We start from the raw sequence: 13,928 nt of genomic DNA, 5'->3' as shown, positions 1-13,928 counted from the left end.
AATTGGCCTTTTTATTTTGTTAAAAAAAACAAAACTCATGATTTGATCAGTTTGATTTTCCCGAGAAAATAAAAATGTTCATTCTTTAACCTGATCATGTATACCCCGATGGGAAATTCGGAGGTGCTGATCGAGTATCTGAATTCATTTTCCATACCATTCCTTTTCAAATTCTCCTCAAACACTACTCTACCATTCAAATCGAATAGCTCAATTTTCAACTCATTACCCGGTAAATGACCGATATGTATGAATATTTCAGTAGTTGCAGGATTAGGATAAATCCTGACCTTGCCTTCATTTGCAAAGGGACGAATAGTTGTAAGTGTGTCGATGGAGAGTTCCAAATCATCAGTAATCTGGATTGTACACGGAGCCAGAGGAAACGCTGTCAGGGCAAGTGTTGCACCTGCATTTTGAATATCCTCCGTTCCCGGGGTATAGATCGGGTTAAGGATATCATAAGCATTAAATGTCCCGTCACCGGAAGTTGACCAAAGTACCAGAAAATAGTCAGATGCAACAGCACTCAATTGCAATGTTTCACCAACAGGGATGGTTACATCGTCACCGGCATCAACCTGAGGCAATTTTGTGATTGAAACCATCATTTCATCATTGGCTGTTTCAGCACATGGCGCCAGAGGAAAAACAGTCAGGGTAATCACAACTTCCTGAAAAGCTATATCATTTACACCCGGATAGTATTGTGTTTGAAGGTCTTCCGGATCCTCAAAGGCACCATCTCCATTGGTTGTCCATAAAATGAATGAATGATGATAAGCTTCACCGGACAAACTGACTTCTCCATCTTCGCAAATAGTTTGATCCAAACCTGAATACGCAGCAGGCAACAATACAATTGTCAATAATTTACTGTCAGTCACAGTATCACATACTTCTAACGGATAGGCAGTAAGGGTAAGTAAAACAGATCCGGCTTCAATATCATTTTCCCCGGGAGTATAACTTGGGTTTAACAAAGTTGGATCGTTGAATTGACCATCTCCTCCATTATTTGACCACAGCAAGGATTCGTAAAATAGTGCATTCGCATCTGAAATAGTAAACACTGCATCCTCACAGATGGTACCATCTTCGCCTGCATCAACAACAGCCGGTTGACATTCGTTGATAATAATTTCGATGTTGTCGGACACTGAACCACAATCATTTATCCCGGTCAAAGTTAATTCCACTGATCCAGCCAGTATGTCATCGTCACTTAAAGTGTATTCCGGATTGATCAAAGTTGGATCGTTAAATGTTCCGGAACCTGATGTACTCCATTGAATGGCAGTGAAATTAGCAGCTGTAGCATCAGAAAGAATCACCGTTGTAGTTGGCAATATGATAAATACCTGCGGAAAGCCAGCATTGACAGAAGGTAACGGATTAACCTGGATAGTAAAAAAACAGGAGCCCGGGCAACCATTTGGGTCGGTGTAGTTGTACGTAATCTGATGGATACCAATTCCTGCAATAGCTGGATAAAAGATATTTTGATTTACTCCTGGTCCGGAATAAGAACCATTTGAAGGTATCGCGCCAGTTAACGCAAATGCAGGAGTATTAATACAAACCTGATAATTCGATGGACAAGCCACCACAGGTAAAGGAGCAACAGTTATGACGAAAGAGCAGGAATTTTCACAACTTGTATTGGGGTCAGTGTAAGCGTAGGTAATTGGAAAGTTTCCGGTATTGTTACAATCCGGAGTAAACACTCCTCCGATAACTCCGTTTCCACTGTAGATTCCTCCGGGAGGTGTGGCTGAATTGAGCTGAATTGGGCTACTGTTGCAACAAACTGTAAAATCATCCGGGCACTCAACAACTGGTAATGGATGGACTATTAGCTGCTGCATTGCCGTATCAGAGCACCCATTAGCATTTACATATTCATAAACGATATTATAAATGCCAGGGTCTGATGGAGAGAATACTACTGAAGGAATACCATTAACATAATAAATGCCACCTCCAGGCGATCCGCCATATAAATCGAAAGCAGGATCACCAGAGCAATAATCCGGAAAAGCGTTTAAAGTTACAACTGGAAGGGGATAGATGGTTAGAATCAGACAATCGCTGGATTCCGGACATGCCGGCACACTTGTGGCTGTAAGGCACAGTTGAACAGCCCCGCTTAAAATATCATTTGGTCCAGGTGTGTAAACCGGATTTAAAACAGCACTATTCGAGAATGTGCCATCTCCGCTGCTACTCCAGGAAAAAGAGGTTGCATTTTCAACAACGCCATTTAACTGAGCAGTTTCTCCATCGCAAATGCTTAGATCAGCCCCGGAGATTGCAACAGGAGCCGGGATCACTTCTACCAAAACCTTTGCAGTTAATGAATTGGAACCGTTGGTGACCTGACAAAAATATTCTGTGGTGACCGCAGGTGAAACGGTTGGGTTGGCAATATTGGATGAGAAACCAACCGGAACTGAAGTCCAACTATAGGTATAACCGCCAGAACCTCCGGAGGGAATTGCATTCAACTGGACGGATGTACCTGAACAGATCGATGTTTCAGACGCTTCGACCACAATGTAAAATCCTGATGCGTCAAGAGATGCCAAACCGGATAACCCATTTGGAACAAAATTAAGACAGGTGTTGGGTAAATTGGGATTACAAGTGACAACAGCATCGTAGGTGTTTTGCACACTCCAGGAATACACCTTATAATTAATGACTTCGTTGTTAAAAAAACCATCTTTTTCCGGTGTGAATGAGTCATTACCAAAGGCAATGATTCCAGTGTTCTGGATACCGGTCCATTCGATAGCGCCTCCACAAGACAAGCCTCCACTTCCATTCACATAAAAAACACCGATGTAATCTCCGGGTTGCAAGGAATAATCATTGATTTTTGGATTACATGCAAGAGGAATTGAAATGATATGTGTGGTTGGAGTGGGAACATAGTCCCATCCGGGAGGGAGTCCTTGTGGAAAAATGGCTTTAATGCTGATAAATAAAAAAACAATCGAAAACAAAAGGGTTTTCATAATAACGAGAAAATTAGCCTGATAAATTTTGTGTAAAATTAATACTAACCTGCAAGTTAAGCATCATTTTATGAAAAATTAAAATAAAAAAAGAGGGCAAGCATGAGCAAGCCCCCTTTTAAAAAGGATTCAAATTAATGATTACTTAATTGCAATTCTTTTGGTAACTACTGTTCCTTCTGATGTTTCGATACGTACGAAGTACATTCCTGTAGCGTAGGTTGAAACATTGATCTGGAAGTTATTGCCACTTACTGATTCATTGTAAACGGTCTGACCTACATAGTTGACCAATGAAACGTTCGTGATTGAGTAATCAGAAACGATATTGATAACATCGGTTGCAGGGTTCGGGAACACGTTAACATTGAAATCAGCAGGCTGATTACCAATAGAAGTAGCAGTCATTGACATACCCACTGCGCGGGAAACACCATTGACTTCAAATGTATTGTCATTATTCGGGAATTGAACATCGTATGTAAATACTACATCGAATGTTTCGCCGGATGATGGACGATAGAGTTTGAAGATCATGTCTTCGCCAGTTTCAAAACCGTTGATGACATCAGATAATGGATCATTACCCATTGCCAACAGTTTCATCAGGTTGTCTCTGCTTGCAAATTCAGATACACCGACACACTGATTGGAACTATTGAATGCACCGAGTACATCGCCTGGCTGCATTTGATCAAGAACCTGATCAGCGAAGAGGATGAAGTGAGTTTGAGCAGTGTTGATTACCTCATTCCATGGTGAGTTGAATGACATTACGCTCTTAGCGCCAGCTTTTGCTCCAGGACCAGCAGTTGGATCAAATGCAGGGAATGTAACGGTGTATGGTGCGGTACCAACTTTTCTAACAAGTAGATAAGCTTTTCCTGGAACCAACTCTTCAAAATCAGCAGCAAATTCAGTCCAGAGTGCAGCTTCGTTCCAGTCGTAGATCAACAAGATATCCTGCAGGTGACCTGCGAACAGATCAGCAATAGGAGTAACAACGTTTGTCAGTACAGGAACATAGGTAAACAACTGAGGTCCACCAACTTCGAAGCTAAAGTCAGAAACTACATCACCATAAATCGGGATACAGGTTTCTTTCTTGAATTTGGCTTTGTAACCAATGGGCTGCCAGTTACCGAGCTGGTTGATCGGAGGTGTTGGCTCCGGCCAGTAGTATTGACCGCCTTTATTGATCTGGATAACAAGAGCGTCAGATCCCGGGTAGAGTACTGATGGGAACATAACATCCGGTACTGAGGTTGCACTCTTAGCAACAAAGGATGAAACACCCCACCATGTAGGATCGTCGATAAGAATAATTTGAGTCGGAATATAAATATTGATGGTAGCGGAAGCAACAAAGTTACATGAACCCGGGCCATAAGCTTCGAGTGTTAATGTAATCATTTGAGCCCATACGTCATTATCACCGAGGTTGTAGTTTGTGCAAGCGGACATTGGGTCATCGAATGAGCCATCACCATTTGTTGACCACTGAACGTAGTCAGCATTTTCAACAATAGCACACACTTCGATCGGTAACCACTCACTATTTACAAAGTCATAGTTCTCGCATGAAAGTTCAGCTTCCGGAGCAAGGTCGATTGTAGGATTCGGAACTACTGTCAGGTAGAGACATGAAACGGCAGGTTCGGTGCAGGCGCCAGCAGCATATGCGGTAAGGCACAATTGAACTCCACCATTTGCAAGGTCAGTTGGACCAGGAACATAAGTCGGGTTCAAAACATCTGCTGACGGATCGAATGTACCATCACCACCTGTCCACATCAGTGAACTGTAGTTAGCTGCTGTAGCAAGGTCAAGATCAAATTCATCACCTTCACAAATCAGGTCATCCATTCCAGCATAAGCTTCTGGTATCGGATCGAAGGTTAGAATCATACAATCTGTATCTGAAACATTACCACATGGGCCGTTCGGGAAGGTAGCTGTCAGACAAAGGGTAACAACTCCAGCTTCCAAATCTTCTGGACCAGGATAATATGTAGTAACGAGTAAAGCATCATCTTCAAAGAATCCGTCTCCACTGGTTTCCCACAATACATCAGTAGCAAATTGAACTGATGCAGTTGTTGTTACATAATTGTCGGTTTCGCAGATAGTAGCATTACCACCGGCGTTGGCAATTGGAGCGGCATAAACAGTCACGGTACGTGTGACTTCTACAGCTGCATTACCGGCAAGATCAGATACATTATAGGTCACGGTGTAAACTCCAGCTACAGCCGTGTTGACAGGATTAACGGTTACAATCAAAGCAGTGATATCACCATCGCAATTGTCATAAGCAGTTGCACCGGCGTCAACATAAATGTCGCCTTCACAAAGTTCGATGTTATCATCACCAAGCAGTGTAATAACAGGAGCTTCGTCATCATTTACAGTAACCAATTGCTCACAGGTTGCTTCATTTCCATGAATATCAATAACAGTCCAGATTACAGTGGTTGTACCTACCGGATAGAATCCGCTACCGTTATTATAAACTTCTTCGATACCACAATTGTCATCATAAACTGGTGTACCAAGATCCTGGATATAGGCACCGCAGTATGTAAGGTCGTTTGAAACTTCGATATCTGCAGGACATATAATGGTTGGCAGTTCATCATCAGTTACAGTAACAACCTGCTCACATGTAGCTTCATTACCATTCACATCAACTACCATCCAGGTAACGGTGGTAACACCAACCGGGAAGGTAGCAGGAGCGTCATTGGTAACACTGGCTACTCCGCAGTTATCATCAGTATCAGGTGTGCCGAGGTCTACAGTTGCAAAGCATTCACCGGCATCAGCAGTCTGCATGATATCTGCAGGACATACAATGGTTGGCAATTCGTCGTCAGTTACAACCACTAATTGATCGCAAGTTGCTGAATTACCATTCACGTCAAAGACAGTCCAGGTAACAGTAGTTGTGCCTACCGGGAACTCTAGTGGTGCATTATTGGTTGGTGTAACTGTACCACAATTATCACTTACCATTGGCATACCAAGGTCCACATTAGTTGCAAAACATTCACCTGCATCTGCTGTAACTTCAACATCAGCAGGGCATTCGATAGTTGGCAGTTCATCGTCAGTTACGACAACTTCCTGTTCACAAGTGGCCTCGTTACCATGAATATCAATTACGGTCCAGGTTACAATGGTTGATCCAACAGGATATTCATTGTTAAGAGGAGCATCATTATAATACTCTTCAACTCCACAGTTATCATCAACTACCGGTAATCCTAAATCGGTAATAATAGCATAGCATACACCAGCATCAGCTGTCTGTGCGATGTCAGCCGGGCAAACAATAGTCGGCAGTTCATCATCAGTTACAGTAACCACCTGCTCACATGTAGCTTCATTACCATTCACATCAACTACCATCCAGGTAACAGTGGTAACACCAACCGGGAAGGTAGCAGGAGCGTCATTGGTAACACTGGCTACACCACAATTATCATCAGTTACAGGTGTGCCAAGATCTACAGTTGCAAAGCATTCACCGGCATCAGCAGTCTGCATGATATCTGCAGGACATACAATGGTTGGCAATTCGTCGTCAGTTACCACCACTAATTGATCGCAAGTTGCTGAATTACCATTCACGTCAAAGACAGTCCAGGTAACAGTAGTTGTGCCAACAGGGAACTCAAGCGGTGCATTGTTGGTTGGTGTAACTGTACCACAATTATCACTTACCATTGGCATACCAAGGTCCACATTAGTTGCAAAACATTCACCTGCATCTGCTGTAACTTCAATATCAGCAGGGCATTCGATAGTTGGCAGTTCATCGTCGGTAACTGTGATCATTTGGTCACAAGTGGCCTCATTGCCATTAACATCAACAACTGTCCAGGTTACGATGGTTGTTCCCACAGGATAGAATCCTGTACCATTATTATAGACTTCTTCCACACCACAGTTGTCATCTGTTACAGGTGTGCCAAGATCCTGGATATAAGCTCCACATAAACCTGCGTCTGCAGTTTGGTTAATATCAGCAGGACATGTGATTGTTGGCAATTCGCTATCAGTAACAGTAACAGTGAAACCACAAGTTGCTACGTTTCCGGCAATGTCTTCAGCAGTCCAGATCACTTCAGTAACTCCAGTTGGGAATGCAGCGCCAGCGAGTGTTTCAAGGCCATTGAAGTCGTTTGAAACCTCGATTGATCCGATGCAATTATCGGTGACAACAGCATCGAACTCAGTACCAACTACTGTGTAGAAACATTCACCCGGATCAGTAAATTTATCCTGATCAGCAACACAATCAATAGCAGGACCTTCAGTATCTTCAACAGTTACTGTAAAGCTGCAGGTGATTGCTGCACAAATGTTTTCAACCAAGACATCAACTGTTGTAGTCCCTACTTCAAAGAAATATGGTGAAGAAATGGGCATACCGGCTACTGAGTAGACTACAGTGATTGGTTCAGGTTCTCCGGCAACTGTAGCTTCAAATGCAACTTCAGCACCACATAAACCAGGATCGTTGCCTACGAGAACATCGTCCGGGCATTCCAAAGTAACTTCTTCCCAAACAGTGATTGTGGCAGTGCATAATGCAAGGAATGCAGCTCCGGCTTCGCAATCGTTGGCATCAGTAATACTGGTGACAACAAGATTGTAAACGCCGGGAGCATAAACCTGAGGTGCAGCAATGTAATCTCCAACAAAGAGACCACCAACTGTAACAGGTGTACCTCCATTAATTGTATAAGTAACTTCATAAGGTGCAGTACCTCCGTAATAAGCAAACAATGTTACGCCTACTTCAGTACCGAAGCAATATTCGAAGTTTGCATTCCAGCCAGCTTCAATACCATTGAAACCGAAGCTGATCTTTGGCTCATCATTTACAAAGAGTGATTTGCTGTCAGTGTAAACACCTCCGGCACATTCTGGTCCGTCAAACGCTTCCAGTGTAAGGGTTACGAAACCTGTTTTTCCTGGGAACGGAGTAAATACCGGGTTTACAATCGTTGGATCATCAAATGAACCAAAGTCTGCCGGATCTGCTGTCCATTCAACAGTAACATAATACTCGGCAGTAGCATCAGCCAACTCGTGTGATTCACCTTCGCAAATGGTGGCATCTTCACCAGCATATACAACAGGTTGTTTAGTAATGTACAAGGTCATAATATCTGCATCTGGATAACTACATGGATCGATAGCGAAAGCAACCATGATCAGTTCTACATAACCTAATTCGATATCTCCCGGGCCTGGTGTATAGGTTGGGTCTTCGATCAGCTTGTTGCTGAAAGTACCATCACCTTCGCCCTGTAATGCATAATCCCAGAATACTCCACTTTCATATTCGGCTTCTCCGTCAAGTTGAGCAACAGCACCTTCGCAAATAGTTTGGTCAGGACCGGCATCAGCAATCGGGAAGTACTGAACAGTAACAGTGATTTCGTCGGTATCAGCAACTGTACATGGGTCACAAGGCATAGCTGTAAGTGTCAACACTACTGAACCAGCAGCAATGTCACCATCACCCAATACATAAACTGCATCCAGCAATGATGGATCGTTAAACGTACCATCACCGGCAGTTGACCAAAATGAACCACAAGCATTTTCAACAGCACCTTCAAGGTAAACAGGTCCGTTTGTCCACGGCGGTGTGCAAAGTTGTTCACAAACAGTCTGATCACCACCAGCACTGGCTATAGGAAGCAACTGGAAGTATAATGTTAGATAATCATCAACAGGTTCGCAAGTTGAGAGACCCTGCACTGTAATGGTCAAAATTGCAGATCCATTGGCTTTATCATCAACACCTGGTGTGTAAGTCGCATTTGCAAGCGTAGGATCATCAAATGTTCCATCACCATTGGTTTCCCAAAGGACAGTACCACCATTTTCAATAACAGGTGCTAATGTATAGGTGGCATCTTCGCAAATGGTTGCATCGTCACCGGCATCAACTGTTGGAGGAATCTGGAAGCAAAGATCCATAAAATCCTCTGAAGACAGAGTACATGGATCAAGTGGAGAAGCAACAACACCAATTACAATACAAACCTGTGGCCAGTCGATGGTCGGGCTTGGAATGTAGGTTGGCTCGAGAATAGTTTCATTAGGATCAAAAATTCCACCACCATTGGTAGTAAACCATTGCAAAGCAGAATAATTACCAGCTTCAACTAAACCTGTGAAATCAAAATCATCTCCGTAGCAAATAGTTGCTGCATCAGGGATGATATTAATTGTAGGCAGTTGTTGAATATCAATTTCGACACACTCTTGTACAGGAAGTGTACAAGGACCGATTGGTTCAGCTGTGAGGCAAAGTGTAACCCCTTCAGCAAGGATATCATTCGGGCCAGGAGTATAGGTAGCAAAAAGTAAGGTAGCATCATCAAATGTACCATCACCTAGTGTTGACCACTCAACTGAAGTGTAGTTTGTTACTACTGTCTGGTCAAGTAAAATGGAACCATCCTGACAAATTGAGCTATAATCGCCTAATTCAATAACAGGTGTTCTTTGAATGGTCAGCGCCATTGTAGGTTCAAGACTATAATCGCAAGCACCACAACCTGCAACAATCATTGTCAGATGAACAGTTCCTGAGATAACATCCTGGAAGGATGGAGTATAGACAGGGTTGAGGATGGTTTCGTCATCGAAAGTACCTGTACCATCTAAGGTTACCCACTGAATACCACAAATGTTTTCAGCAGTACCGGCAAGTTGTGCCACATCACCTTCGCAAATGGTTTGGTCTGGACCAGCACTGGCAACAGGAGCCGGGTCAAAGCAAAGTTTCATCTTGTCAAGTACAAACATTGTACAAGGATCGAGCGGATAACCAATCAGCACAAGTGTTACGCAACCGGCAGCAAGGTCGCCCGGGCCGGGGAAATATTCAACCTGCTCGCAGGAGAAATCAGGACATACAAAATATCCGTCACCCGTTGTTGCCCACATGGTGAAAGCAACATGAGCGCATTCTCCTTCGATGATAGCAGATTCGTTTGAGCAAATCGTCATATCCGGGCCTGCATTGACATAAGGAGCATATTCAATGTACAAATTCATTGAACCTGATCCTTCTTCAGCACACGGACCAATTGGACCTGCAGTTAAGGTCAATACAACGAATTGTCCTTCGTAAGCAGCGCTTGGATTAAACGTAGTAACCAATGCTGTTGGATCGGCAAATACACCGGCATCAGCAGGTGCTACTGTCCACATGTATGGACCATTGCTATTCTCAACTGTTGGATTTGTTGTGTAAAGTTCATGTGAACAAACAGTTGCATCTTCTCCGGCAACTACCACAGGTAACATTTGGAAGCAAAGATCCATGAAATCTTCATCAGAAACAGTACATGGGTCAATAGCAACAGCAGCTACACCTATTATAATACATGTCTGCGGATAATCAATCGTCGGACTTGGTGTGTAAATAGGTTCTAACAGCTCTTCATCATCAAAAGTTCCACCTCCATTAGTGGTAAACCACTGAATCTGGCTATAATTGGAAGCTTCAACCAAACCTTCAAAGTACATATTTTCACCCTCGCAAATTGTGTAAGCATCTGGAATAATACTGATAGATGGCTCCAATTGGATGAAAATTGATGTATTGGATACTGCAGGAGCACAAGCTTCCGGGGTAGTGGCCGTCAATGTGAATTCAATTAGGCCTCCGGCAAGATCACCAGCACCAAATGTGTAGGTTGGATTTTGAATATTGTTAAAATCAAACGAACCGTCACCGGTAGTTTCCCAAAGGATTTCCTGACTCCAGTTAGGATCAAAAGTTACGAGTGCATCAGCAAATGTGTAACTTACAGCATTGTCTTCGCAAAGTGATAACGGGTCTCCGGCAAAAGCTGTTGGAGGTGCTACAAAGCAAAGATTCATATAGTCTTCAGCGGATACTTCACATGGATCAATTGCGGAAGCAGTAACTCCAATAACAATGCATAACTGAGGCCAGTCAATTGTTGGTGAAGGAACATAAATAGGTTCTAATACTTCTTCGTTTGGCTCAAATATTCCGGCACCATTGGTAGTAAACCATTGGAGTTCGTCATAATTAGCAGCAACTACCATTCCTGTGAAATCATAGTTATCTCCATAGCAAACATAGTCCTGGTCAGGAAGTATGTCAATAGAAGGTCCAGCCTGGAATGTAAATTCTACGGCATCACTGAGTAAGCCACAATCCAGTGTAGTAACATTTAGGGTTAATACCACTGAACCAGCCAACAAATCATCACCACTTGGGTAGTAAATTGGATTGAGAGCAAATGCGTTATCAAACATACCATTTCCCGATGTTTCCCAGGAAAGAGCAATGTAATCAGAAGCAGAAGCTCCTGAGAGTGAAATTTCGGTAATGTCGTCGCAATATGCGGCGCCGTCACCTGCATCAACGGTAACAACAGTTACTGTTACAAAGGCTTCTGCTACTTCGACTCCGTCGGTAGCTTCGAGACGGAAATTGGTAGTCTCATCAACAAATAACGTTAGTACTTCACCAGTACCGACCATGTTTCCGTTATCATACCAATCCCAGGAAGTTACAGGACCACCGGAAATCAAAGCACCGGTCAGGGTAACATCACCACCAGCACCGCACAATAATGTGGGATTCGCACTGGCACTGACTGCTAACGTTGGGCCATTGAGACTAACTACAGTTGAAAAGCCAAAAACTGTAAAAGTTTCCGGACCTGTCAGCACTGCATCAACCCAAAAGTCAACGCCACCTTGGTTAATACGCCATAAAAATGACTCACCGGGGTCAAAACCGTCTTTAGCTGGTGTAATCGGGTCATTCCCGAAAGCTGAAAAAGCATTGGCAACACCGCTTGTGTAAAGGACTGAGCCACCACAAACGAAATTACCGCCATCATTAAAGAAAACACCAACATAATCCCCGGTAGCCAGCGGAAAGCCCGTAACTGTCTCGGGAATCGTCAATACATGGGTAAACAGAGTTTCTGTTTTATCCCACCCTGGCGGGTCGGCCGATACCAGAAAGGGTACCAGCAGTAACGCCAGTAAGAATTTGAACTTGTAAACTTTAGATAACATGTAATCCTCCTTTTTTTAAGGTTTGAATAATTAAAATGATTAAAACTAATTTGTTAGCAAAATAAAGCGTTTGCAAAAAGCGGAACAAATATACAATAAAATTAAGATTGACCTATTCAAACTGAAAAAAATGACTTTTTTTGTAATTATTAACAATTTTAACCCACTTATTAACAACCATGGTTGAAAATCAGGTCAAATGCATTGAAAATCCCTCCTGAAAAAACACAAAAACGATCACTCTTTAAAATTGAATTGACAATTAAATGTTATTGGTAAATATGTTAAGCCATGCTTACACTATTGATTTTCGGCGCTAAGATAATGCTTTTTGATTGGATAGAGTACTTTTTAATAATTATTAATACCATATTCTCCGTCGTCACAGGTAGGGAAATTGTAAACCAGTATGTTGATAAAATGACCTATTTTTGCGCATCTTTAACATTTAACAATGAATTAACATTCGACAAGAGATATGTTTGAAAGTTTAAGCGAAAAATTAGAACGATCGTTCAAAATTCTGAAAGGCCAGGGGCAGATTACCGAGATCAATGTTGCAGAAACGCTTAAGGAGGTGCGTAAAGCGCTGCTTGATGCCGATGTAAGCTATAAAATTGCCAAGCAATTTACTGATGAGGTCAAAGTAAAAGCCCTTGGCCAAAATGTACTTACTGCAATTTCCCCCGGTCAACTGATGATTAAGATCGTGCACGACAACCTGACCGAACTAATGGGTGGCGAGCATGCAGACCTTAATATTAAAGGTGAACCCGCTGTCATTCTTATTGCAGGTCTCCAGGGTTCAGGTAAAACCACATTCTCTGCCAAACTGGCCAATTATCTGAAGCAAAAAAAGGGGAGACGGCCTCTGCTTGTCGCCGGAGATGTTTATCGCCCTGCTGCTATTAATCAGTTACAGGTGCTTGGACAAAATATTGGGGTGGAGGTTTATACTGAAGAGGGGAGCAAAGAACCTGTAAAAATCGCCAGGAATTCAGTTTCATATGCTAAAGAGAAAAACTACAATGTCGTAATCGTTGATACCGCTGGTCGTCTGGCCATTGATGAGCAAATGATGAACGAGATTGCGGCTGTGAAGGACATCCTGAAACCACAGGAGACTTTGTTCGTGGTGGATGCCATGACTGGTCAGGATGCAGTGAACACAGCTAAAACATTTCATGATCGGTTGAATTATGACGGTGTTGTTTTGACAAAACTGGATGGTGACACACGTGGTGGTGCAGCCCTGACCATCCGGGCTGTTGTAAGCAAACCCATCAAATTTGTCGGTATCGGTGAAAAAATCGAAGCGCTCGACGTCTTTTACCCCAAGCGAATGGCCGACAGGATACTGGGAATGGGCGACATCGTTTCTTTGGTCGAGAAAGCACAAGAACAGTTTGATGAAGAGGAAGCCAGAAAGTTGCAGAAAAAGATTGCTAAAGATCAATTTGATTTCAACGACTTCCTTTCTCAGATCAAACAGATCAAAAAGATGGGCAATGTGAAAGATTTGATGAGTATGATCCCCGGCATGGGCAAGGCCATTAAGGATATGGATTTTGACGACGATTCCTTTAAACATGTCGAGGCAATTATTTACTCGATGACGCCTGGTGAACGCGGAAATCCAAAGATCATCAATGGCAGTCGCCGTAAACGAATTGCTTCCGGAAGTGGAACAGACATCCAGGAAGTCAACCGGCTGATCAAACAATTTGACGATACACGCAGGATGATGCGCATGATGACCACCAACGGTGGCAAAGGAATGATGAAGATGATGCAACAAATGAAAGGGGCGCG

At 42.9% G+C, this 13,928-nt stretch carries 3 protein-coding genes; 1 reads left to right on the top strand and 2 read right to left on the bottom strand.

Annotated features, from left to right (window positions below):
• Positions 1-35 precede the first annotated feature (35 nt).
• Complete coding sequence (locus tag IH598_09040) at positions 36-3,020, bottom strand: T9SS type A sorting domain-containing protein (protein MBE0638654.1); 2,985 nt, start codon at positions 3,018-3,020, stop codon at positions 36-38.
• 141 nt (positions 3,021-3,161) lie between these two features.
• Positions 3,162-12,116: an HYR domain-containing protein gene (locus tag IH598_09035; GenBank protein ID MBE0638653.1), complete on the bottom strand. Its 8,955-nt coding sequence runs from the start codon at positions 12,114-12,116 to the stop codon at positions 3,162-3,164.
• Between the two features lie 478 nt (positions 12,117-12,594).
• Between IH598_09035 and ffh the strand changes: the two genes are divergently transcribed.
• On the top strand, positions 12,595-13,928 hold a 1,334-nt coding region (gene ffh / locus IH598_09030), incomplete at its 3' end, for a signal recognition particle protein (protein MBE0638652.1).

The organism is Bacteroidales bacterium (genome assembly GCA_014860585.1).
In the GTDB taxonomy this organism is placed as follows: domain Bacteria; phylum Bacteroidota; class Bacteroidia; order Bacteroidales; family 4484-276; genus RZYY01.
The sequence above is the reverse complement of the archived record's forward strand: the minus strand, read 5'-3'. Positions and strand labels throughout refer to the sequence as shown.